This is a genomic window from Bacillus sp. GW823-FHT06B01, assembly GCF_058952315.1.
Map to the genome: position 1 here is coordinate 161,851 of NZ_JBXAHR010000006.1, position 25,487 is coordinate 187,337.

The 25,487-nt window shown below is 34.7% G+C and carries 22 protein-coding genes and 2 pseudogenes; 3 read left to right on the forward strand and 21 right to left on the reverse strand.

All coding sequences use genetic code 11. The annotated features are described in order from the left end of the window. Positions 1–26: 26 nt before the first annotated feature. A complete protein-coding gene (pdxR, locus tag AC1Q8N_RS24490) occupies positions 27–1,427 on the reverse strand; it encodes a MocR-like pyridoxine biosynthesis transcription factor PdxR (RefSeq protein WP_048541634.1) in 1,401 nt (466 codons plus the stop codon). 120 nt (positions 1,428–1,547) lie between these two features. Here pdxR and AC1Q8N_RS24495 point away from each other — a divergent pair, with 120 nt between their 5' ends. Next, positions 1,548–2,474 carry a DMT family transporter gene (locus AC1Q8N_RS24495; RefSeq protein WP_098076912.1) on the forward strand — a complete coding sequence of 309 codons (927 nt, stop codon included), beginning with the start codon at positions 1,548–1,550 and terminating at the stop codon, positions 2,472–2,474. A gap of 115 nt (positions 2,475–2,589) precedes the next feature. Beyond that, a complete protein-coding gene (locus AC1Q8N_RS24500) occupies positions 2,590–3,114 on the forward strand; it encodes a DUF4871 domain-containing protein (RefSeq protein ID WP_098048142.1) in 525 nt (174 codons plus the stop codon). Positions 3,115–3,411: 297 nt separating this feature from the next. Here AC1Q8N_RS24500 and AC1Q8N_RS24505 read toward each other — a convergent pair whose 3' ends face one another. The 20 genes and pseudogenes from AC1Q8N_RS24505 to AC1Q8N_RS24600 form a co-directional block, all read right to left on the reverse strand. Then, the gene (locus AC1Q8N_RS24505) at positions 3,412–4,611 is read right to left on the reverse strand and encodes an NAD(P)-dependent malic enzyme (RefSeq protein ID WP_088608950.1); all 1,200 of its coding nucleotides are present in this window, start codon (positions 4,609–4,611) and stop codon (positions 3,412–3,414) included. Between the two features lie 59 nt (positions 4,612–4,670). Further along, positions 4,671–6,017, reverse strand: coding sequence for a 2-hydroxycarboxylate transporter family protein (locus AC1Q8N_RS24510; RefSeq protein ID WP_000512729.1), 1,347 nt, complete (start codon positions 6,015–6,017; stop codon positions 4,671–4,673). A gap of 122 nt (positions 6,018–6,139) precedes the next feature. Continuing rightward, positions 6,140–6,847, reverse strand: coding sequence for a response regulator (locus tag AC1Q8N_RS24515; protein ID WP_048541629.1), 708 nt, complete (start codon positions 6,845–6,847; stop codon positions 6,140–6,142). Positions 6,848–6,849: 2 nt separating this feature from the next. Beyond that, a complete protein-coding gene (locus tag AC1Q8N_RS24520; RefSeq protein ID WP_048541627.1) occupies positions 6,850–8,448 on the reverse strand; it encodes a sensor histidine kinase in 1,599 nt (532 codons plus the stop codon). Positions 8,449–8,526: 78 nt separating this feature from the next. Continuing rightward, positions 8,527–9,474, reverse strand: coding sequence for a methyl-accepting chemotaxis protein (locus tag AC1Q8N_RS24525; RefSeq protein WP_438285567.1), 948 nt, complete (start codon positions 9,472–9,474; stop codon positions 8,527–8,529). Further along, positions 9,466–10,509 (reverse strand): annotated as a pseudogene (locus tag AC1Q8N_RS24530) (HAMP domain-containing protein); the annotation flags it as partial. The gene AC1Q8N_RS24525 and the pseudogene AC1Q8N_RS24530, both read right to left, overlap by 9 nt. Before the next feature lie 252 nt (positions 10,510–10,761). After that, entirely contained in the window at positions 10,762–11,511 is a 750-nt protein-coding gene (locus tag AC1Q8N_RS24535) for a C39 family peptidase (protein WP_142330325.1), read from the reverse strand. A gap of 13 nt (positions 11,512–11,524) precedes the next feature. Further along, positions 11,525–12,346 carry a transporter gene (locus AC1Q8N_RS24540; RefSeq protein ID WP_098076924.1) on the reverse strand — a complete coding sequence of 274 codons (822 nt, stop codon included), beginning with the start codon at positions 12,344–12,346 and terminating at the stop codon, positions 11,525–11,527. Positions 12,347–12,552: 206 nt separating this feature from the next. Next, entirely contained in the window at positions 12,553–13,803 is a 1,251-nt protein-coding gene (locus AC1Q8N_RS24545) for a sensor histidine kinase (RefSeq protein ID WP_098643045.1), read from the reverse strand. Continuing rightward, a complete protein-coding gene (locus tag AC1Q8N_RS24550) occupies positions 13,800–14,471 on the reverse strand; it encodes a response regulator transcription factor (RefSeq protein WP_098643053.1) in 672 nt (223 codons plus the stop codon). Before AC1Q8N_RS24550 ends, AC1Q8N_RS24545 begins: the two co-directional genes overlap by 4 nt. A gap of 150 nt (positions 14,472–14,621) precedes the next feature. Beyond that, on the reverse strand, positions 14,622–15,326 hold the full coding sequence (locus AC1Q8N_RS24555) for a metallophosphoesterase family protein (RefSeq protein WP_098643044.1): 705 nt from the start codon (positions 15,324–15,326) through the stop codon (positions 14,622–14,624). Positions 15,327–15,742: 416 nt separating this feature from the next. Beyond that, entirely contained in the window at positions 15,743–17,119 is a 1,377-nt protein-coding gene (locus AC1Q8N_RS24560) for an ABC transporter substrate-binding protein (protein WP_098721011.1), read from the reverse strand. Positions 17,120–17,140: 21 nt separating this feature from the next. After that, a complete protein-coding gene (locus tag AC1Q8N_RS24565; protein WP_048541609.1) occupies positions 17,141–17,962 on the reverse strand; it encodes a carbohydrate ABC transporter permease in 822 nt (273 codons plus the stop codon). Next, on the reverse strand, positions 17,959–18,891 hold the full coding sequence (locus AC1Q8N_RS24570; RefSeq protein WP_493521413.1) for a carbohydrate ABC transporter permease: 933 nt from the start codon (positions 18,889–18,891) through the stop codon (positions 17,959–17,961). Before AC1Q8N_RS24570 ends, AC1Q8N_RS24565 begins: the two co-directional genes overlap by 4 nt. Next, positions 18,891–19,988: an ABC transporter ATP-binding protein gene (locus tag AC1Q8N_RS24575; RefSeq protein WP_493521414.1), complete on the reverse strand. Its 1,098-nt coding sequence runs from the start codon at positions 19,986–19,988 to the stop codon at positions 18,891–18,893. The genes AC1Q8N_RS24570 and AC1Q8N_RS24575 overlap by 1 nt, the downstream gene beginning before the upstream one ends. Beyond that, a pseudogene (locus tag AC1Q8N_RS24580) lies at positions 19,985–20,551 on the reverse strand (glycerol-3-phosphate responsive antiterminator). Before AC1Q8N_RS24580 ends, AC1Q8N_RS24575 begins: the two are co-directional and overlap by 4 nt. A gap of 307 nt (positions 20,552–20,858) precedes the next feature. After that, positions 20,859–21,539, reverse strand: a complete 681-nt coding sequence (locus tag AC1Q8N_RS24585) for a GNAT family N-acetyltransferase (protein WP_098847511.1) — start codon at positions 21,537–21,539, stop codon at positions 20,859–20,861. Positions 21,540–21,702: 163 nt separating this feature from the next. After that, positions 21,703–22,575 carry an ankyrin repeat domain-containing protein gene (locus AC1Q8N_RS24590; protein WP_098047484.1) on the reverse strand — a complete coding sequence of 291 codons (873 nt, stop codon included), beginning with the start codon at positions 22,573–22,575 and terminating at the stop codon, positions 21,703–21,705. 441 nt (positions 22,576–23,016) lie between these two features. Then, positions 23,017–23,520 carry a nitrous oxide reductase accessory protein NosL gene (locus tag AC1Q8N_RS24595; protein ID WP_493521415.1) on the reverse strand — a complete coding sequence of 168 codons (504 nt, stop codon included), beginning with the start codon at positions 23,518–23,520 and terminating at the stop codon, positions 23,017–23,019. A gap of 131 nt (positions 23,521–23,651) precedes the next feature. Next, a complete protein-coding gene (locus tag AC1Q8N_RS24600; RefSeq protein WP_000857382.1) occupies positions 23,652–23,906 on the reverse strand; it encodes a hypothetical protein in 255 nt (84 codons plus the stop codon). 254 nt (positions 23,907–24,160) lie between these two features. Here AC1Q8N_RS24600 and AC1Q8N_RS24605 point away from each other — a divergent pair, with 254 nt between their 5' ends. Next, a complete protein-coding gene (locus tag AC1Q8N_RS24605; protein WP_000880452.1) occupies positions 24,161–25,465 on the forward strand; it encodes a CitMHS family transporter in 1,305 nt (434 codons plus the stop codon). The last annotated feature ends 22 nt before the right edge of the window (positions 25,466–25,487 follow it).

Below are 25,487 nucleotides of genomic sequence, written 5' to 3' on the forward strand. Positions count from 1 at the left end.
ACATCCTCATGCCTGGAGGATGTTTTTTACTTTCTTGTATACCATGCCTTATGTAATAATTGAACCGCTTTCGCAATTTCGTCTTCTGATAAAATTGCAAACCCAAGTAAAACTACATTTTCAGGCGCAGTACCGTCTTTATAGTACGTAGAAACAGGATATATTTTAATACTATATTTTGCAGCTTCTTTAATTAGTTCTTCTTCTCGCATTCCATTATGCACTTTTAATAAAATGTGTAATCCAGAATCTTCTCCTATCACTTCAACACGATTAGAGAAATACTTCTCTATTTCAAAAACAAGTCGATCCCTCTTTTTCCGGTAGACGACGCGCATTTTATGAATATGTTTTTCCCAATAGCCTTCATTTAAAAACTTTCTAATCACTTCTTGGTCCATTCTTGAAACACTTTGTGTATAAAACAAATATTCCTTTTGATATTTTTCAATTACATTCTTCGGTAATACTATATAACTCATCCGTAATGAGGGCAACAAAGCTTTTGATAGTGTCCCCATATAAATAACTTTCCCATCTGTATCTAACCCTTGTAGTGCCGGAATTGGCTTTCCTGAATAACGAAATTCACTATCGTAATCATCTTCAATAATATATCTGTCTTCTTCTTTCTTTGCCCATTGTAAAAGCTGCGTCCTTCTCGTAATAGGCATAATCATTCCATATGGGAACTGATGAGAAGGAGTTACAAATACAACATTTGCATCACTATTTTCTAAATCTGCCATACAAATTCCGTCCCTATCTAAAGACAATATTTGAACCTTCTTTTCTCCCTGTTCAAAAACGACCATTTTCCTATGATAACCTGGATTTTCAACAGCATAATTACTTCCCTTCAACAATTGAAAAAGTAACTTCACTAATATTTGTGTTCCCGCCCCTAATACAATTTGACTAGCTGAGCAACGTACACCTCTAGATTCATACAAATAGTTCGCAATTTCCTCCCTTAAGCTCAATTCCCCTTGAGGGTGTCCAAGAAAAAGCAACTCATTATTATGTGGTTGCCATACATCATTTATAAGCTTGCGGTACGTAGTGAATGGAAACGTATTCGTATCAACCCCTGTTTGGGTGAAATCAAATGTATAGTTCTCCTCCCGAAACGGTACTTCTTCTACTTTCGCTTCACTTCCTTCTACATAAATCATTCGTTCAATTTTACATACAAAATAACCTTTTCTCGATGCTGACTCAATATAACCTTCTGCAAGTAATTGCTCGTAAGCCGCTTCTACTGTATTCTTACTCACTTTTAAATAGCTTGCCAGCTTTCTTTTTGCAGGTAATTTTGTTAAAGCCGGAATCGTTCCATCTTTAATCTCTTTTTTTATATACTCATACAATTGCATGTACAATGCTCTTTTACTATTCACATTTAAATTAGGCGTTAATTCTAACATAATATCTGACCCCTTAATAAAACTAAAATCTGATACTTTTTACAGTATCAGATTTTATATATAATTCCTTTTATCATGTCACACATAAAAAATCAAATACCGGAGAGGAGAAACATGATAATGAACAATGGTAGACGTATCGGACTCATTATGATTATTATAGGGGCTACATTATGGGGATTATCTGGTCCAATGATTCAGTGGCTATTTCAGCATACTAATGTATCCTCAATTGATTTTTTAACAATTCGCTTGTTGCTTGCAGGAATATTTATTTTGTCTTTCTTACTTATAAAGAAACAAAACATATTTCAAATTTGGAAACACCCTAGATATTCTATACAACTTATTATTTTCTCTATTCTCGGCATGCTTGGTGCGCAATACGCCTTTATTGAAACAGTTCATATTAGTAACGCCGTTACAGCGACATTATTTCAATTTCTTGGCCCTGTTTTTATTACCATTTATGTCGCATTTGGACAAAAAAAATTCCCAGCGTCTATGCAACTGCTCGCAATTATAACAGCACTAACGGGGACATACTTTATTATTACAAATGGTTCAATTGAAAATATTGTTTTATCAAAAGAAGCCATTATTTTTGGTCTATTAACAGCAATTGGATTTGCATTTTATACCCTCCATCCAGCCTCTCTTATTAAAGAATGCGGAACAACTGTAGTAATCGGCTGGGGAATGTTAATTGGCGGTATTGCCCTGCTTATTTGTAATCGCTCGTTTGAATGGAATCAGCTTTCACAAACTTTTACATCAAGAACTTTTTCTATGCTTATTCTTATCATCATAAGTGGCACTCTTTCTTTCCTCCTTTATATCGGTAGTCTGAAATATTTAGCAGCAACAGAAACGAGCATTTTATCTAGCATTGAACCACTTGTAGCTGCCATCGTTTCAATCGCTTGGCTAAATGAATCCTTTGGAGCATATCAATTATTAGGCGGCGTATGTATCATTTTTTCTGTTATTTTCTTAACGATGCCACAAAAAGAGAATGAACCTACCTTTTCAACTGAACAAATATAGAAAATGTCAAAAGAGGTCGTACAAAACTTACGACCTCTTTTTATACTTTAAAGGAATTGTCCCGCTTTCTAGCAAATACAATTACACTAACAATAAAATTTAGGAGTGTGACACCATGAAAAAAATCGGAACTATGCTACTTTTCTCTTTTCTCATCGCTGGATGCACACAAGCGCAACCTGATTCAGAAGCACCTAAAAAAGAAGCCATCGCAACGTCATCCACTCAAGTTAATGCACCTTCCTTCTTTCATCTTAGCGTTTTAAAAGATGTAAATTGGGAAGAAACACCCTCCTTCATACAAGAAAAAATACCTTTAAAAGGCATCGAAGAAAAAATCGCAATGGCTGATAGTCCTATTATCGCAAATGAAAAAAATGAAATAATGTGGTACTTTTTAGATCCTGAAATGCCAACTGGAAAACTATCTATTATTGCACTAAAACAAGGATCAATAACTCCAACACCCGTACTCTTTCAACAAGAAACTTCCAAACCAACTTGGACTACTTCAAATACAATTGATTCTACTACAAACGAACTCCCTCTCACTATGTCACTACCTTCATCTGGATTATGGGTATTAAATATATATGTGAATGAAAAATATTATGATCAGTTTTTAATTACCGCTGAGTAAAGTGACAAAACTAAAACACTTTCTTACAACAATGTAATTTCTACGTCATGTACTTCGATAGTTGAAGTATCTCTCTTCTCTTATACTTAAAGTAAGAAATGACACGAGGAGAGATGAGAGATGAAAAAAATGATAGAAGTAATCGTAGCAGTAACTGAGGTTTTAGTAAATGGTAAACAAGTTGCAATGGAATTAAATAAATAGTGAAGACACACAAATAAATAATTTTACACTTCTTCATTATTTTGATTTCTTATCTCAAAAAAGCAGTGCCTTTTTAGGCACTGCTTTTAGCTATTAATAACTTGGTATTTTCATAATTTGCGCCACACCTGAATCAATGGCCGCTTTCGCTACAGCTTCCGCAACACTTGGAACAACTCTTTTATCTAACGGATTCGGGATTACATAATTCGCATTACGTTCTTCGTCCGTAATGATGTTAGCGATCCCATATGCTGCCGCTAATTTCATCTCTTCTGTAATATCAGTCGCGCGCACATCTAACGCACCACGGAATATCCCTGGGAACGCCAATACATTATTTACTTGATTCGCATAATCCGAGCGTCCGGTTCCTACTACAGCTGCCCCAGCCTCTAATGCATCCTCTGGGAAGATTTCTGGAATTGGATTCGCCATAGCAAACACAATTGCTTTCTCATTCATCGTTTGTACAAGTTCTTTCGTTAATACGTTAGGAGCAGATACGCCAATAAAAATATCAGCTTGATGAATCGCTTCTTTTAACGTTCCACGCACATATTCTCGATTTGTCTTTTTGGAAACTTCAATTTGTGCTTCGTTCATCCATGATTCACCTTCACAAACAATACCTTCTAAGCTAACTAACGTAATGCGCTTTGCACCAGCTTTTAATAATAATTTTCCAATTGCAATTCCTGCCGAACCCGCACCGTTAATAACAATTTTCACATTATCCATTTGTTTGCTAACAACTTTTAATGCATTAATAACAGCTGCTAAGACGACAATAGCGGTCCCATGTTGATCATCATGGAATACAGGAATATTTGTTTCTGCTTTTAATCGCTTTTCAATTTCAAAACAACGTGGTGCCGCAATATCTTCTAAGTTAATTCCTGCAAACGTAGGCTCTAAATTTTTCACAAGAGTAACGATTTCATCCACATCAGTCGTACCTAAACATAACGGGAAAGCATCTACATTCGCAAATTTCTTAAATAAAATACTCTTCCCTTCCATAACAGGCATAGCTGCTTTCGGTCCAATATTCCCTAAACCAAGTACCGCTGTTCCATCTGAGATAACTGCCACCATATTACCGCGTGCCGTATAGTCATACACTGTTTCTTCATCCGCCGCAATTGCTTTGCAAGACTCCGCTACACCTGGTGTATATGTCAGGCTTAAATCATCCGCTGAATTTACTTCTACTTTACTTGTAATTTCAATTTTCCCTACTAATTCTTTATGCAGTAACAATGATCTTTCATTAATTTGATTATCTAACATACTTATAATCTCCCCTTAAATTGACAAGCTAGCTATATGAATATAGCTAGCTTGTTTGATCATGAAAACATTTTCAATAAAATTGTCGCTGTTACAACCATTGCTGCCCCGCCTAAACGTGTTGAAATTTGAGCAAACGGCATTAATTCCATACGATTTGAAGCTGATAAAATAGCAACATCTCCAGTTCCACCTAAACCACTATGACATCCCGTTACAATTGCTGATTCAACTGGATACATTTTCATCACTTTCCCTACAAGAAAACCTGATGCTACCATTGTAAGAACAACTGATGCGCACACAACAACATATCCTACTGAAAGAACTGCTGCTACGTCTTTTAACGGAATATATAGCAATCCTAGTCCAACCATTAACGGCCAAGTTAAATTCTTCGAAATGAATTTATATAAATGGAATGCTCCTTGCTCCATTTTTGCCGGCATTAATTTAAAGTATTTCACAAGTGCTGCTGAGAAAATCATAATGATTGCCCCAGGAATACCGATGAACTTAGAAGCAAATCCTCCGAAGATGAAGAACGTACACGCAATTAATAAACCTGCTCCCATTAATGAGAAGTCAATTGGCTTCTCTGTATTTTGTTCTTTTAATAGCTCTGCTTGATTGTCTGTTTTCACTAATACACCGTTACCACTAAGCTCCGGTTTCTTCTCACCTAAACGCTTCATATACCCTGCACTCACGATTGCGAACATATTTCCAATAATAGCCGCTGGAATAAGTTGTGATACAAACGTTGCTGATGATTCATTTAAAATATCACTATAAGCTAGCGACAATGGTAAAATCCCTTCCCCAATACCACCACTCACAATTGGTACGATGATAAAGAAGAATGTTTGCTTCATTTCAAATCCAAATAGTGAACCGACTAATAATCCTACTGCTACCGAAGCTAACGTCCCTACTACTAAAGGTATAAACATACGAACGAAACCTTGTACTAACACTTTACGATTCATTCCTAAAATACTTCCGACTACTAAACAAGAAATATATAAATATAAAAAGTTCGATTTTTTCATTAACATAGTCGCAGCTTCCATTGAAGCTGGATTCATCCAGTTAAAAAATACAAGTAATGATGGAATAAATAATGAAAGTATTGCCGGACCGCCGATATTTTTTAAAATTGGAATTCTCATTCCAATGTCACCTAAGAAAATACCCATAATCATAATAACTGCAAATCCACCAATCATATCTGCTGGCAATTTATTATATACAGATGCCCCATAAATAATAGCAGCCAATACTACATATAACGGTAAAGGTATAACACCGATTTTTACATTCATAATTTTAGAAGCGAAAGATTCTCTTTGTACTTCATTTCCTCCAGAAAATGATACCGCTTCCACATTCTTTTGAATTCCCATATGGCACCTCCTTGTTTTCTTAATAACAATATTAAAACGCTTTCAATAGTAAAAATAGTTTTTGTAAGTTTTGTAATTGATTTTGTAATTAAAAAAAGTATAAGCGACTTATAATAAGTCGCTTATACGTAAAACTCTATTTTATTTTTGTCAATACATCTTAATTTACTCACTGGTCTTCCTACATGTTGATACACCATTTCGTTTTCTAATACTCCAATTTCAGTCAAAAACATTACATACTTTCGAATAGAAACTCTTGAAACTCCAACTAATTGCGCCATTTCATCTGTTGTAAACGCTCGTCCATTCAGCGACTCGATCTTCTGCCAAATTAATTGCATCGTTTGCTTCGTTAATCCTTTCGGAAGCTCTTTAGTGACAGTAGGCTCTCTTTTTTCTTTTTGCAAAATTAACGAATCTAATTCCGATTGACTAATTTTTTGTTGTTCTTTCATGAAAGTAAGCTTTTCTCGATATATAGTTAACGCCTTTTTAAATCGTTCAAATGTAAATGGTTTAATTAAATAATCTACTACACCATATTGTAATGCTTTTTTAATACTCCCCATATCATGTACAGCTGAAATCATCATAATATCGATTTCTTTTTCTTGGTTCCGAATATACATTAAAAGCTCAAATCCAGTTTCTTCTGGCATAAAAATATCAAGTAATACTAAATCTACTCGTGATTCCTCTAATACTTCTATCGCTTCTTTAACGGAGTTAACTGCTTGAACAAGTTCAAACCCTCCTACTTGCTCTAAATAATGCGTATTTAACATTGCTACCATCGGGTCATCTTCTACAATTAAAACTTTAATCATATTTACCTCTCATCCCTACCTTTAGGTATTTCAATTGTTATCGTTGTTCCCTTTCCTACTAATGAATGCATATGAATTTCCCCATTTATTCGCTGTATACTTTCTTTTACAAGATACAAACCATAACCACGGTTATCTCCCTTTGTGGAATAACCTTTCGTAAATAATGCCCCTATTTCTTCTTCTGGTATACCTTTTCCCGTATCTTGTACTGTAATGGTTAATGTATCCCCATATTGTATCTCAACTTCAACTTGCTTCTTTTCACAATTCGTCACTGCCTCTAATGCATTATCAATTAAATTTCCGACAATCGTAATCAGTTCATGAGTAATACTTTCATCATCCATTTCCGGCATGTAAGAATCTTCACTTATAATTAATTTTATATTTTTCTCTCTAGCATAGCTAAGTTTCCCAAGTAAAAAACCAGCAAATACTGGACTTTTTATTCTTTTCATAACCCCACCAATTTCATATTGATGCTCTGATACCATACCGCTTATATACTTCTGTAATTCTTCATACTGCTTCATGTGTGTAAGCCCTAATACGACATGCATTTTATTCATAAACTCATGCGATTGTGCCCGTAATGCTTCCGCATATAGTCTAATACCAGTTAATTCTTCTGCTAATTTTCTAATCTCTGTTTTATCACGAAATGTTGCAATTGCACCAACTATTTCTCCTTTTACATATAAAGGGACACGATTCGTCACAATCGTAATTCCATAAATATTTTGTTCTTCGTTTAATTGTACCTCTCCCGTTTGTAATACTTCTTTTATACGTGAATTAGGCATATACAACTCAACATCTTTACCGATAAAATCTTCTTCAAGTCCACTTTTCTTAAACAATCGTTTTGCCTCATTATTTATTAAAGTTACATTGGCTTCTTTATCTACAGCAATAATACCTTCCCTTACAGATTGTAGCATCGTATTTCTTTCTTCAAGAATTTTTGCTATCCTGTGAGGTTCAAGACCGAATAAACTTTTCTTTATATGTCTAGCTAGCAATATTGCTCCTATAATTCCGACTAGTACTCCTACTCCGACACCAATATAAATGATATGTCTACTTTCCTTAACTCTCTCTTTTACATTATCTGCTGAAATACCAACGGCCACCGCTCCAAGTTGTTCACCTGTTTCAGAAAATATAGGTACAAACACTCGCATTGAAATACCTAAAGTTCCTTCTGCCAGCGATACATGTTCCTTTCCTTTCAATGCAGGCCCTTCATCTCCCCCAATAAAGTGATAGCCTATTTTTTGAGGATTTGGATGTGATTTTCTTATTCCATTCATGTCCATAACTACAATGAATTGAACACCTGTGTTTTTTAATATTCTATTTGTATACGTTTGGATTGCAGAAGTATCTGCCTTCCCAATCAAACCATCGATTACAATTGAATCATTCGCCACAATGTGTGCAATTGTTTTTGCTTTCTCTGCTTGGCTATCCTCCGTCGTCCGTTCTACATTATGACTAATTAATATATCTGTCACAAGTAAAGAAAAAATTACAACTGTACAAACTAACAATGTAATCGTTTTCCATAAATTCCATAGTCTTTTTCTTTTTTTCATCCCGTTAATGACTCCCCTAATTGCTGAATAGAAAAATAAGTAAGGTGAAAATAATATCACCTTACTTATCTGCTGTTATTATACTTTAAATTTACTAGTCATCGCTTGTAGTTCTTCGGCCATCCCAGCTAAGTTTTGCGAAGCTGAACTAATTTCTTCCATTGAATTCACTTGTTCTTCTGTTGAAGCAGCAACACTTTGCATACTAGCTGTATTTTCTTCTGCAGCCGCTGCAATTTCATCAATAGCATTTGTCACTTCATTTGCATCTCCAGCAATTCTCTTCGTTGTTTCTACCATTTGATTAACTTGAGAAACAATATGTGTAGTAGAACTTAAAATTTCCGTAAAACTTGCTTTCGTTTTTGTTACAACATCAAGGCCTTGTTGGACCTCTCCATTCACATTATCCATCGCCTTAACAGTATGTTCAATATCCGCCTTAATTTCTGCAATTAAATTTGCAATCTCTCCAGATGATTCTCCTGATTGCTCCGCTAATTTTCTAACCTCATCAGCTACAATAGCAAACCCTCGGCCCTGTTCACCTGCTCTAGCCGCTTCAATAGCCGCATTTAAAGCTAATAAGTTCGTTTGAGTAGCGATGTTTTGAATCGCTTCAGAAATAGCTCCTACCTGCTTTGATTTCTCATCAAGAAGTTTAATAATAGCATCTGACTCGGATACCGATTTAGAAATAGACTGCATTTGTTTTGCTGTTTGTTCAACCAATTCTTCCCCTTCTTCAGCTCTTTCTCTCGCATGTAATGAGGAGATAGAAATTGATTCCGCGCTTCCAGTTACATCTTGAATTGCTGTATTTACTTGTTGTAATGTAGCCGCACCTTCTTCAACACCTTGACTTTGTGATTCAGCTCCACCTGATACTTGCTCCATTGCAATTGTAATTTGATCTGTCGCATCATTTGCTTGCTGTACGCTCGCTGTTAACTCTTCAGCCGATGCAGCGACATGTTCTGCTGAAAAACTAATTTGAGTAATCACATCTTGTAAAGAGGCAGACATTTCATTAAATGAATTCCCTAATTTCCCTATATCATCCTTGGAATGGATTGTAATTTTCTCTGTCAAATCTCCCTTACTAATTTTATGTGCCGAGTCAGCTATTTTTCTTAATGGTCTTGTAATAGACTTTGTAATGAAATAAATTAATACACTACCAAATACAATAGCTATAGCAATGACAATCAAAGTCTTATAAAACACTGGATTCGCAGCTTCGGTAATTTCTTCGTCGAACATAACCCCGACTACTTTCCATCCTGTTTTCTCATTTGTTGCAAAGATTAAATTCTTTTTATCACCTTGTTCTGTATAAGACACATTTCCTTGTTTTTCTTCATAAATTGGTTTAATCCACGGATCAGTAACTTTTGCACCTGGTTTTCTAGATGGATGACTAACAATTTGCTTATTTTGATCTAGAATAACTGCATAACCTTTTTCACCAATGTTAATCATTTTGGAAATTTTTAAGATGTTATCTAAATTTAAGTTAATTCCTATAACACCTTTACCATCTTTTACTTCTTTAGCAATTGTCACTACCATATTTTTAGTAGATGCTGATTGATATGGTGCAGTAACAATTACTTTCCCTTTATTTTCATGTGCTTCTTTATACCAAGATCTATCTGTTGGATTATACCCATCAGCCATTTGGATAAATGGTTCTCTTATAAACTTTCCTGCCTGTGTTCCAATATAAATACCTTCTACTTCTGGATGAAGTTTTATATATTGCGTTAACTTCGTTCTTACTATTTCTTCTTGTCCGTTTGGATATGTATCCTCTGTTAAAATATCTGCAAAGTACGCCGCATCAACAAATTTCTCTTCTATATTTTGAGAAATAACAGTATTTAAAACTGAAATATTCTCCTTTGCCTTACCTGTAATTTGTTGTTCAAAATTTGTTTTGGCAGTTTGATATGAAACACCACCGATAATAAGTCCTGGTATAGTTAAAATAAGAAAAAATGAAATGATTAATTTTTTCTTGATACTCATACATTTAACCCAGTTAAATATTTTTTGCATAATAAGCCTCCTTTATGTAATGTGAATACTTGTGTAATTTTATACAATTAACATGTGTAAAACAATATATAATGATAACATGTAATTTTTTTGTCAATTATGCATTTTTACATATTCACTACTTCTAAAGATTTAATCATAAAAAATAAGAGAACCTCAGCTTATATAATAAGCTGAAGTTCTCTTATTTCTTAACAAAAAACACCCACAAAAACTCCTCTTACAGTTCCTTACATCTATTTCCTTACTAATTCATTTAGAGCTTTTCACATAACTAATTGCCTGACTCCCCATTTGCATCCATGCCTTTTCAAAGTTTTCTCTCGGCACTTTTACATCTAGGCTATCATCGAGAGGATCCCGAATATATACAAATTCTTCATCGTATCCAATCATTACAACACAATGTTCATTATACGTAATAGAAACATCTCCGCTATTTGTTTCCCATGTAGTAAATTCATCTTCATCTAATGGCGCAAATGTTGCATTCGTAATCATAACTACCGGTTGTCCTGATTTTACACTCTTATAAAGTTCTTCTATACTCTTCCCTGTTAAGTCCACAGCTTTATTAGGTAAATACTTTTTCGCTAATTGAAAAAGTGGTCCGTGATATACACCATATCCAGATTCAGAAAAGGTATAAATATTTCCTACAAATCCTTCATTCGGATTCCCACGTACACCATCGTTCATAAAATCAACTTTCTTTATTTCATTTGCTAATTTCATCTTATCCACTGTAATGCCTGCATATTGTAACATCATCGCTAAGCTAGTCACTTCACAGCCTCTATCTAGCTCTGGTAATTGCTGAATTAAAGGTACATTCGATAAGATGACCTTTTCATCATTATTACTAAAATCTGCTTCTTTTCCGCTTTGTATATTGAAGAATGTTAACTTCTCCACATACTTTGTAATGCCATTTGTATATACATTCCATACTGCTATAGCTAGTAAAGCCATACATATATACCACTTCCATCTCCGTATCACTCTCACGCCCTTTTTAGTTCGTTAAATAAGAATAAAACGCGTCAGCATCCGTGCGAATCACCGGTACAAAATTTAGCTCTTTTCCTTTTTCAGGCTGATCTTTTTTAATTTTTTCTGCTAATTCTTGAACGTTCATATTCGTTTTATCCATATTAAGCTCATCTGCCATTTGTAACACTTTTTGTTCATTAATTTCGCTTAATACTTGATATATATCTTTACCATACAAATCAATATGATATTTTCTTGCTTCTTCCTGCACTTTTTGTTCGTACACTTCTTGCGCTAACGCTTCTATCTCTTTTCCTTTTTGTGAAATACCTAACTTCCCTGCTTCCTCTCTTACTTTCGTTCCATAGATTTCTTCCGCAATGTCCTCTATTTCTTTTCCATTTGTCGAAATGCCTAATTTATCCGCTTCATCGCTAATTTTAATCGTATTAATTTGAGTAATTAAATTTACAATCGTTGTATTCTCTATAGATATGCCTAGCTTTAACGCTTCTTGCTTCACTTTTGTTTCATAGATTTCTTCTGAAAGAGTTCCAACGTCTTTTCTTTCAATCGAAATTCCTAACTGTTCAGCTTCTCTTCCTACTTCCGTCTCATGAATTTCTTTTTCTAGCGTAATTTGTTCTTTCCCTTCCGTTTCAATACCTAGATTCTCCGCCTTTTCTTCTGTATGCACCGCATGTATCTTCCCATTATTTAATTGTTCTTTACTGCGCTGCGTGTAATTTGTCTTTCCTTGTGATATTTCAGAAGGAGAGGCACCCCCTAATATGCTTAAGCTCATTACTCCAATAGTGAATACCGTCATCATTTTCTTTTTCAAAATTAATTCCTCCCTCTTACACTTTCTTTTCCATCATTCCCTATACATAATCGAAATAACATTATGATCGATATAATCTGCTCAAATACCTTTTTATAATCGCTTCTTCATAGGGCGAACTTTGTGTATATCATACATGTTATAAATAGTTTCTTAACTTTCCCTTAAAAAAAGACGACCTTGTAAAAACAAGATCGTCTTCTCACTTATATTCTTTGGTTTTTAGGGAAATTCACTTCAAAACAAGTACCCTCTCCCCATTTGCTATCTACTAATATTTTCCCATAATGCTTTTCTACAATCCAATTTGCGATTGAAAGGCCTAATCCCGCTCCTTCTGACGCACTTCTCGCTTTATCACCTTGATAAAAACGATCAAATAATTTTGGGATGTCCTCATCTTTAACCCCTATCCCGTCATCTTTCACCCGTATACGAATTGAGCTGCTCGTTTGCGTACAATCGATTTGAATATGCCCGCCCCCATTTGTATACTTCATCGCATTATCTAACAATATGACCATCATTTGATGAATTCTCTCTCTATCACCCATAAATGATATGTCATGTTCTACTTTCAATATCATCTCTTTTTCTTGATATGAAGCAATTTCCTTATATGGATCTACTATTTCTTCTAACAATTTATCCATTTCAAATGTTTTCTTATCCATCTCAATTTGATTAGAATCCGAACGTGCTAACAATAATAAATTAGTTACAAGCTTAGATAACCGTCTACACTCCTTTGAAATCGTAGAAATATCCATCGCTTTTTCTTCTATTGTCGCAGATGGTGACTGAAATAACACATCCGTTTTTGATTGAATAACTGCAAGTGGTGTCCTTAATTCATGTGATGCATCCGAAACGAATTGCTGCTGTTTTTCCCATGAATTTTGAATGGGTATGAGTGCCCTGCCAGCTAAGAAAAAGCCAATTCCTATTGCACATAAACTTCCTACGCTACAACCTATAACAAGAATTAAAAATAAAGTATTTAGCATCTCTTCTTCAGCTGTTGTATCGCGTACAATTTGAACTATTTTCCCATCTTCTTTAAACGCAAAGGTTCTAAAATATCGTCCTTGCACTTCAATATCTTGCAAATCCCCTAACTTCTTTGGGAAAAACTGATCCAAATTCCCTTCAAAGCTAGAACGAAATTTATGGTTATCTCCCTCTATCTCTACTACTTTCCCATTCCAAGTTATTTTAGTTATCCGGGGATCTCCAATTTTAATGTTCTCCATACGTTTTCTTGGTAATATTTTAGCATCAAATTTTTTTCCAAACTGAGCCTTCATTTTTATAGATTGATCCACTTCATTATAAATACGATTATATGTGTATGAATAAATGATACTGCCTAATACACCTATCAAGATAATAAATACTAATGAATTCAATATAGTCAATCGAATGCGTGTTTTCTGAAACATGCTTCCCTTTTTCATTGTTCTTTTAATATATATCCAATACCTCGAACAGTTTGAATATCTTTCTGATAACCGAATGGCTCTAATTTTTTACGTAAATGATGTACATACACTTCTACAATTGCTACTGTCGTATCTGAATCAAATCCCCAAACACGATCAAAAATTTGTTCACGCATTAAAATCTTTCCGCTATTTTGAACAAGGTACTCTAGAAGCTCATATTGTTTTAATGTTAACTTCATGCTTTGTCCATCTACTTGAACGTCTTTATCTTTTCCTAACAGTTCAATCCCTTTATAACGAATAGTCTGCTTTGTGGTTAAACTACCGCTTCGTCGTAATAAAGCACGAATTCTCGCTTTTAACTCTGGAGCCTGAAATGGCTTAACGATATAGTCATCCCCACCAAAGTCCAAGCCTTTCACGCGATCTTCTAAAGAATCTCTCGCTGTCAAAAATAGGACTGGTGTTTCAATCTTTTCATCACGTATTTTTTGAATTACTTCAAAACCGTCCATTTCTGGCATCATCACATCAAGCAAAATGGCGTCATATATATTTTGTAATGCTAGAAATAATCCATCTTCTCCATTCAATGCTGTATCTACTTCAAATTCATCGCGTAATATTTGGACAATAGACTCTAATAAAGAAGCATTATCTTCTACTACGAGTAAGCGCATATTCTCACCTTCCACCATATCGTTCAATCCTATTTATAATTATATTTTAACGTTTTTCTCAATATAAAATTTGAAAGATTTATTATAAAAATTCTTCCTTAAATTTTTCTTAATAAAAAATTGAAAGAAATAAGATTCCCCTTATCTCTTTCAACTTTTTACTACGTACACCTTTTTACTCGGCAATTCTAAACAATTTAACTGGCCACCATATACAGCACCGCCATCAATCCCTATAATACGATTACTCCCAAAATACACGCCACAATTCTCACTACCATGAAACGTTCTTGTTTCCGTATGACCAAATACAACAACCTTTTCACCACTATACCCACTATGAAACTCATTACGTATCCACATTAACGTATATGGTTCACATTCCGAAACTCGCTTCAATGGCTCAACACCGGCATGTACAAATATATACTCTTCTGTTTCAATGTAATGATCTAATTCTTGAATAAATTTTACATGTTCCTCTAAAACATGCGATTGTAAAATTGGTTTTTGGAAGGCTTCTTCATTAACTACAATATCTTCATCTACAAAGCCATAGCTGTATAAAGTCTTATCTCCACCATTCCTTTTTACCCAATGGTTCCATGAACGTTCTTCATCAGTCGTTAACGCTTTAATCATCATATCTTCATGATTACCCTTTAGAACGAGGGCTCCCTCTTCTTTTAACGCTTTTACCTTTTCAATTACAGCACGCGCATTGGGACCACGATCTACATAATCCCCTAATAAAATCAATTGATCCTGTCTTGCATCATATTGAGCTTCTTCTAATAACTGTTCGAACTTTTCTATTTCTCCATGAATATCACTAATAACAAGAATTCTTTTCATATTATCCCCCTTCTTTCTAAACCACTCTCTTTCTAATTATAGTTCAAAACAACAGAAATTTCTGAATCCATATTCAAAATCACATTTATTACAAATAAAACGATTGTCCTTACAACAATGTAAGTCTCTTGTCATCCAATTCGATAGTTGCAAGTGCTATATTTCCTTATACTAAAAGTAAGAAATGAAACAAAAAACAAGGAGAGATGAGACATGAAAAAAGTGATGGAAGTTGTAGTAGCGGTGGCAGAGGTTTTCGTAAATGGCAAACAAGTTTCAATGGAGTTAAACAAATAATGAAAAGGACAAGATTCATTCTAGACCCTTTACTCATATAAAAGAGATAAGACTTCTTCATTTTTTTGATCCCTTATCTCCTTGAAAAAGCCGTATCCTTTTTCGGATACGGCTTTTTCTTATTTTTGACTCGTACGAGCTGAAATACTAATTGCTCTATCAGTTGCTTTGGCAGCTTCATCTAACGCTTCTTTACTATTCTTCCCGTCATACATTGCTTCTAATGCTTTTACAACTGCATCTCGTGATTCTGGGAATACACTAATTAAAGCCCCTTGAGTTGCTGGAGATTGCTTCGTCGCTTGTAATTGTTCCACTGTTACTTTTAGCTGTGGATATTTTTCATATTGCTCTTTTACCAATGGTTCATTGTATGCATCTGGATTAATAGAGAAATAACCTGTTGCAGTATGCCATTTTGCTTGTACGTCTGGCTTCGTTAAATATTTCATAAAGTCCCAAGCACCTTGTTGCGTTTCTTCTGAAACCATATTCGTCATCCATAATGATGCTCCGCCAATAACAACACCATTTTGTTTCGAATCCTCTGGATATGGAATGTATGACACCCCTACATTAAACTTAGATGCATCAATTAAGTCGCGAACACCAGCTGAAGAATCTAAATACATAGCAACTTGTCCAGATTGGAACGCGGCACGAATATCATCCCAACTTGCTCCATACTTTCCAAGTGCGCCAGCTTTATTTAAATCATCTAACATTCCAAATACTTTCTGTCCTTCTTTACCGTTAAATACCGCCTTCTTTGCAGCATCTTTGCGGCCGTTTTCGCTATCGACATATAAAGCACCTTGTGTCGCTAACAATTCTTCAAAGAACCAACCATAATTCAGCATGGAGAATCCATACTGTTTTACATTTCCGCCTTCTTTAATCGTTAACTTTTTCGCTGCTTCTTGTAATTCCGCATATGTTTGTGGGGCTTTCTCTGGATCTAATCCCGCCTTTGCAAAAGCATCTTTATTATAAATTAATACTGGTGTAGATGAATTAAATGGCATAGAATACATTTTTCCATCAACTGAATAATAATTTGTAATTGCTTTTTCCAGCTTTGAAGTATCATACTTATCTTTTTTTATCCAACTATCAATTGGTGTAATCTTTTTGCTATCAATCATATATTTTGTTGTAATTTCACTCGACTGAACAAGAGCTGGCGCTTCTTTCGTAGCAGACATCGTTCTAAATTTCGTTAAAGACTCTTCATATGTCCCTTGGAACTCTGCCTTTATCTCGTATTTATTCTGTGATTTATTATAGTCTGCAACAAGCCCATCTAGTACGCCTTGTGTTTTTCCACCCATCGCATGCCAAAAATGAATTACAGTCTTATCACCATTTTTTTCAACTGGTGCTACTTTTGCCTGCGCTTCAGATTTCCCCTCCGTTTTACTACTTGAACAAGCGGCACTAGATAATGCCATTGTTGCTGCCATTAATAGAGCAGCACCTTTTTTTACTAAACTCATTTTAATCTCACCTTCTCTTAGTTATTTAATTGCACCTTTTGTTAATCCTTGTTGTAATTGCTTTTGCCCTACAAATAGTAAAATCAGTGTTGGAATGACAATAACCGTAACACCGGCCATTACGCTTCCCCAATCAGTTGCAACTTCTTGAGACTGAAGCTGCTTTACACCAATTTGAACTGTTCTTACTTTTTCATCAGTGGTCACTAAGAGTGGCCATAAGTACATATTCCATGTTGTTAAAAAACTATATACTCCAAGCGTAATAAAACTCGTTTTACAATATGGAATTACAACGCTGAATAAAAACCTTACATTTCCAATCCCTTCAATAAAAGCTGCTTCCTTCAGTTCATTCGGAAGTGTCATAAAATGTTGACGTAGTAAGAAAATACCGAAAGCTGTTGCAAAAAACGGCACTGTCATCCCAGCAAAGCTATTGATCCAACCGAAGTTTTGAATCGTTAAAAAGTTCGGTACCATCGTTGCTTCCCACGGAATAAGCATCGTTGAAATAAACAGGAAGAAAATTACGTTTCTCCCTTTAAACTGAAGAAAAACAAAAGCATAAGCTGCTAAACTGGATACGATAAGTTGTCCAATCATAACAATCGTCGATACAATTAAACTGTTGTACAAGTATGTAAAAAGCGGTACTTTTTGAAAAATATTAATAAAATTATCGAAAGTAAATTGGGTCGGAAATAGCCTTCTCATTTGAATATCATCTGGTGTCATAAAGCTTATTAAAAATGCATACAGTACAGGAAAAAACACCATTACTGCACTAATAATGAGCAGCATGTATAATAGGAAATTTTGTTTCCACTGTTTAACGATCATTTATAATGCACCTTTCTCTCAGCAAACTTGAATTGAATCAATGTAGCAATAAAAATGAAAACGAATAATATCATCGCTTGTGCACTTGCTGTTCCAAATTGATGATTCACAAACGCCTCTTTATAAATCGAGTACACAATTAAATTCGTTGCATCATTTGGTCCACCGTGCGTTAAAATATCAATTTGTCCAAAGCTTTGGAACGCACTAATTAACGTTACTGTCACGATAAAAAATAAAGTTGGTGATAGCATCGGTAATGTAACACGGCGAAGCTTATATAAATAGCTAGCACCATCTATAGATGCACTCTCATATAAAGACGTATCAATATTTTGTAAACCACCTAATATAACTAAAAATGCAAATCCTGTATTCACCCAAACTGTTGTAACCGATACAGAGAACAATGCCCAATCTGGACTCGTTAACCATGCGATTGCAGGTAGATTCATAGAGGCTAATATATTATTAAATAGCCCGACACTTGGATGAAATAAAAATAGCCAAATCACCGCACTAGCAGCTACTGATATTCCCATAGTGGAAGAAAATAACACACGGAATAACCCAATACCTCTTACTTTTCCATTTGCAATCAATGCAAGAAATAAAGCGAATATAATACTCGTAGGCACTGTATATACAACAAATAATAAAGTTGACTTTATGCTTTTGTAGAAAGCAGGATCAGAAAATAAGTATTGATAATTTTCTAAGCCAACAAAAAGATTAGCTTCTCCATGTATATCTGTTAAATAAAAGCTATAGTAAATCGTCCTAAATAATGGATAAAAAAGAAAAATCGAAAATAGTAAAATAGATGGCGCCAAAAATGATAATCCTATTCTTAAATCTTTCGTTTTACTCCATAAACTCTTCTTTTTTGACACTTTTGCTTGTGCTGGTAACTTGCCTACCTCAATCATTATTTTGCCACCACTTTCAACTCTTCTTCAGCTACCACTTTTAATCGTTCATTCGTATTTTGATGAAAGAAGCATAACTTATCTTGCGAGAATAATAATTTTACTTTGTCACCTTTGTTCAGGAGTAGCTGTCCAATGACTTTTGCACTCCAAGTTATTCCATTTACCTCGAAATTTAATATAGATTCGTTCCCTAATACTTCTACAGATTGTAACGTGACTTCTTGCCCTTCCTCAGACAGTTCAATATGTTCAGGACGCATGCCTATTCGAATTGTTCCTTCTGGTAATTGCTTTAACAGTCCAATAGATAACGGAATTTGCAATTGCCCTATATGTACTACGCCTTTTTCTTTGTCCACTTCTCCATCATTTATATTCATCGAAGGAGACCCTATAAAGCTTGCAACAAATTCATTCGCTGGTTCATTATATATATCAAGCGGTGTTCCAACTTGCTGTATGCTTCCTTTATTTAAGACCATGATACGATCTCCCATAGTCATCGCTTCTATTTGATCGTGAGTAACATAAATCATTGTAATTCCTAGACGTTGCTGAATTTCTCTAATTTCAATCCTCATTTGCGCACGTAATTTCGCATCTAAATTTGAAAGTGGTTCATCCATTAAACAGATCGGCGCTTGACTTACGATCGCCCTGGCAAGCGCAACACGTTGCCTTTGTCCGCCTGATAATTGACCTGGCTTCATTTTCACATACTCTTTCAGTCCTACCATTTCAATAGCTTCCATTAATCGCTTTTGTCGCTCTTCTTTTTGTACTTTTCTTACCTTAAGCCCAAATAAAATGTTTTCTTCTACAGATAAGTGTGGATATAATGCATAATTTTGAAATACCATTGATAGATTACGGTCTTTCGGCTCTAAATCATTTGCAACATGTTCATTAATAATTAAATCCCCCGAAGAAATCTCTTCTAAGCCAGCAATCATTCGTAATAGTGTACTTTTCCCACATCCTGAAGGTCCAACTAAAACAAAAAACTCGCCCTTTTTAATGTGAACCGATACACCTTTAACCGCTGTCTCTTCCGCATTTTTATACACCTTTGAAACATTTTTCAATTCAATCACAAGATTGCACTCCTTTTTTCTTCTTGTATCCATACTTCATAATGACTCGTTGAAATTGCACTTGCTCCTGCACGAATAGCAATTTCCGCATCTTCTCGTGTTTGAATCAGTCCGCCTGCAATAATAGGAAATTCTATTTCCTCTGCTAACTGCTTAATAATGGAAGGCATAATACCAGGCATAATCTCTACCGCATTCGGTTTAGTCGTTTTACAATTCTCAATTGATTTTGTAAGAGATAAAGTATCAACAATAAAAATGCGTTGAATCGTTTTTAATCCAATTTTATTAGCATTTCGAATTGTCGAACCTTTTGTTGAAATAATACCCTGCGCCCCGATAACATCTTGAATATACAAAAGAGCTTCCTCTGTATTTGTATTTAAACCTTGTATAAAATCACAATGAAGAAATACATCATGTCCATGCTTCTGTCATTCATATACACGCTCTGGTAAATCCAGCATTGAACCAGTCATAAGAAAAACTGTTTTCGGTAATTTTTTGTATGTTTTGTACCCTTTCCAATCTTTTATCATCGCAATATAAGGTTCTTTAAACATTTATTCCACCTAGCTTTTCTATTTTTATCCAAACTAAAAACACCTACTTACATAGAACACCTTTCTCCTTATTTGAACTCTAGGAAATAGAGCACACCTAAGAAAGTGGCACGTTATATGTAAGCGGGTGTTCTCAAATGTTCTCTACCCTAGTTATTCTATTACCTTTACTATATTACGCATTTATTAAGTCAGTTTTGATAGATTGTTAATTAGATGTTAATCGAATGTTAATATTCACCATATTTTTTTAACAATAATCTAAATATACGAATGAACCCCAACAGCAAACAACTATTTTTAAAATTTAAGTGATATGTAAATTCATTCCATAGTTAATCAGTTTTAGTTTTCTCGCAACTGCTTGTGAAGCATAATTATCCCAAGAAGTACTATAAAGTGGAATGCGTTTTTCTTCTTGTATTGATATCGCCCAGGCTGTAACAACATCAGTACCATATCCATTCCCTTGAAACTCCGCTAAAGTTTCCACACTCGCCTCAGCAGCTACAGGCGTACTCCTAGCACTGCAACATATAGAAACTACCTTTTCATTTTTTACAATTGCAAAGTAAGGTTGCCTCCATTCCATCTGTTCTATTAAATTAGGAAAATTTTCTCGCAAAAGCTCTTTATTCTTCTCTGTTATCTGTATTGTTCTAGTTGGCTTATGTAAATTATTAAAGAACATGAAAGCAGGGCCCATCCAAATATTTTTCACTGTTTTTTCTTCATTTAATACATCAATGATCTTTGCTATCTCTATATGATTTGAAGGTTCTCGAATTAATTTCTCAATCTTACCTACCTTTTCATCATCCAGATCATAATGATATCTCGTTATACTCCCTTCACGAGTGCTGCCAAGAAAAAAGCGGGGTGCTTTCGGATTTCCTTGTTCATTTACATATTTCATTTTCCCTACTTGATTATGAACAAATAAAACCTCTACCTGAATTGCTATTAAATCAAGTTCTGAGAGCCTCATTTATATCCTCCTTAGTTACTCCATATACCATTCATAATCTATTTTTCATACACAAAACAAAAATCCCATTCAAATACACATTACTGAATCCATCATACTAAATGACTTCTTCATTCTGTCTATCTAAATGAGATTATTTCGTACTTTTTATTTCTTTATCTTGTTATTCCACCGGTTGTGGTTGTGGCTGTACGACTTCATTCGCTCCAGCTAGCCTCAACATATTTGCAATATCTTTAAAACCTCTTTTTTCAGCATATTGCAGTGGCGTAATATTTTCCTTATTGGCCATATTTACATCTGCCCCGTGGTCAATAAGCATTTGAATTACTTTCTTATGATTTTCACTACCATTTCCTAATACGATTGCTTCTACTACAGCTGTTCCACCACGATCATTTCTATAGTTCACATCAATATCTGTATGCTCTAATAACTCTTTTACGACCTCTACATGGCCACGTTCAGATGCAGAAATGAGTGCTGTTCCACCTGATTTAGTAGTTTCTTTCGTATTAACCCCTGCATTAATTAGTAGCTTTACAATGTCTGTATATCCTTCTCTACTTGCATAAAGAAATGGATTACTTTGTTTCTCATCTTTCCTTTCAATATTAGCACCTGCATCAATTAACGCTTTAACTGTCTCTACATGATTTTGATACGTTGCTGCAAGGATAGGAGTTTCTCCGTTGTCACCTTCTACGTTTATATTGGCTCCATCTTGAATCAGCTTCATAGCTGTTTCCGTGTCTCCAAGAGTCGCAGAAAGTAGCAATTGTTTGTCCATTAAATTTATACTTTTTTCTTCTTTAGGTTCTTCCTGTTCTTTATGCTTTTCTTTTTTCTTTTCGTTTTTCACATGAACCGGTTTCGATTCTGGCTCCTCTTGCTTATCGCAAGCCACTACCGTCATTAAAAGTCCTAATAACATACATAATAAAATTTTTTGTTTTCTCACAACTACAGCTCCTATGAAAGATAATGTTTTCTTAACCATTCCTCCATCACATACAATAACTCTTCTTGAGTACATTTATCCATAAGCCCTTTATATTCCTTCTTTAATCGGATTATCTTAAAACCTATACTATGTTTCTCAACCTATTGGAATGATGTGCCTGATGGCCTCATCATTAACATTATGAAGCAATTAGTTTAGCACGATTTTACCGCATTTGTATACATTTCTAAAAAGTACATAAAGTGAAACTTTAATTAGTGGGGGGGGTTGTTCATCCACCACTAATTATTAGTTGAACCAATCGGGCTTTTACGAGCAGTTGATCCCCACCTAACTTCTTTGCTTTCACTGAATTTTGAGACGGGGGTCTTACTGCCCGTTAATGCGTGATAAATGATTGCTTTAGGTTACTATATTCCATTGTAACCGTTCTTCTAAAATTTTTACACCTTTTCTATATTTGCACCTGGGTAATACTAAAAAAGACAACTTATGTAGTTGTCTTTTTTAGTATTAATGATGACCACCGTGATTTCCCTTTTTCGGGTTCCCCATCATCTCTTTATTCATTTCCCATTTATGCTCTGCTAGCTCTTTATATGAAAGAACTTTCCCTTTATAGTTAGACACAAAGTTTTCTGCATCCTTTTTATTTTCAAATGAAATAACATTATAAGCCATCGGTGTCGTTATTGTTTTATCATATACGTAAGTCGCATCTTCTAATGAAATCCACTCTTTCGAATCATAATCTCGAACAAATTTTTCTTTCGTCTTTTCACCTGGATTAATCTCCATCCATTTATACATACAACCGATATCATCAAACTTTAACGCTTTTCCATTTTCTAAAATGACTTCTGTTGCAAATTGATTATCCATTACCCCAATTTGGCAAATATCACACTTATCATGTTTCTCATCAATTGCTACAGCCTCTGCTTGTTTCTTACCACATCCTACTATTGTAAAGACAAAGAATAAGCATATAGCAAACATCACATACTTTGTTCTCATTTTATTTCCTCCCTAACCGCATCTTCCACAAAGAGAATATCAAAAACTTGTGTGAGATTTGTGAAAAAACAATGTACTTTTTGTAATATATGGAACAAAAAAGATGTGCAGTCATTTCTACACATCTCTCATCATTCACAACCTGTAATTAATAAATCATCTTCTAACTTAACTAATAATATATCTGTATTAATTTGTTGCCCAACAACTACATTTACTAATCTTATATTTCCACTAATACCGACCGCAACTTTTTCAAGCTCACCGTTATTTTTTCGGATCATCATTAAATTTTCCCACTCATATACGTAAGAAGATTCATTAACAAAAATCTCTTCTACTTTTCCTTCATAAGAACTATAAATCTCTTCAATTCTCGTTTTCATATAAAATCTACTCCCTATTTCACACTTCAATATTTTCATCTTATTCTACCATTCTTACGGAGAGCAGCTTACTTTTTAAAAATTCAAATTAACTACCGTGAACAAAATGACCAAAATAAAAATTATGCTTCTAATGATGTTATTTTTCAAATTATTTACCATTTGAATGAATGCTTTTATGATAAATAAAAAACACTTTTTTCTGAATTTTCATTACATTTTGAAAGCGCAATCATTTTTGAGGGGGAGATTACATGTTAGCACTACTTGGATTTGCGATGGTATTTGTCTTTATGTTTTTAATTATGACGAAACGTATGTCGGCACTAGTAGCATTAATATTAATTCCAATTACTTTCGCATTAATTGGTGGTTTTTATGCAAATATGGGACCTATGATGTTAGAAGGAATTCAAAAACTAGCACCTACTGGTATTATGCTTATGTTTGCTATTTTGTATTTTGGAATTATGATTGATAGCGGTTTATTCGATCCTGTCATTAGTAGGATTTTAAAATTTGTAAAAGGAGATCCTTTAAAAATTGTTGTTGGTACAGCGATTCTTACTATTATCGTTTCATTAGATGGGGATGGAACAACAACGTATATGATTACGGTTTCCGCAATGTACCCATTATATAAACGCCTTGGAATGAATCCACTTATATTAGCTGGGGTTGTTATGTTAGGAGCAGGAGTGACAAATCTTACACCATGGGGCGGACCGACAGCTCGGGTTATGAGTGCTCTTGGACTAGACGCATCAGAGCTCTTTACACCACTTATACCAGGAATGATTGCTGGTGCAATTTGGGTCGTTTTCGTTGCTTACTATCTTGGAAAAAAGGAAAGAAAACGATTAGGAATTATGGATGTACAATATTTAAAACAAATGCAAACGATGGATGAGCAAGCTGCAACAGTAGAAGCTGCCGTTCATAAACGCCCTAAACTTCTATGGATTAACTTTTTATTAACTGTTACCTTACTTGTTTGTCTCATACTAGAAGTTATGCCGTTACCTGTTTTATTTACAATCGCTTTCGCTATTGCTGTTATGCTTAACTATCCGAACTTAGAACAACAGAAAGAACGTATTGCTTCTCACGCAGGAAACGTATTAGCGGTTGTTTCTCTCGTATTTGCCGCTGGAATTTTCACTGGTATTTTATCAGGAACAAAAATGGTAGATGCAATGGCTCAAAGTGTAGTTACTCTTATACCTGACGCTCTTGGGCCACAACTACCGATTATTACAGCTCTTCTTAGTATGCCGTTCACATTTTTCATGTCCAATGATGCATTTTACTTCGGGGTACTACCTATTTTAACGAAAGCTGCGGCTGCTTACGGAATTAGTGCAGCTGAAATGGGACGCGCTTCATTACTCGGGCAACCTGTTCACTTATTAAGTCCTCTCGTCGCTTCCACTTATTTATTAGTCGGAATGGCCAAAGTTGATTTTGGTGAACATCAACGCTTTACGTTACTTTGGGCTGTTGGAACGACAATGGTGATGTTAATTACGGGAATTGTAATCGGAATTATTCCAATATAAGACGTAAAAAACAGTAGAAGAA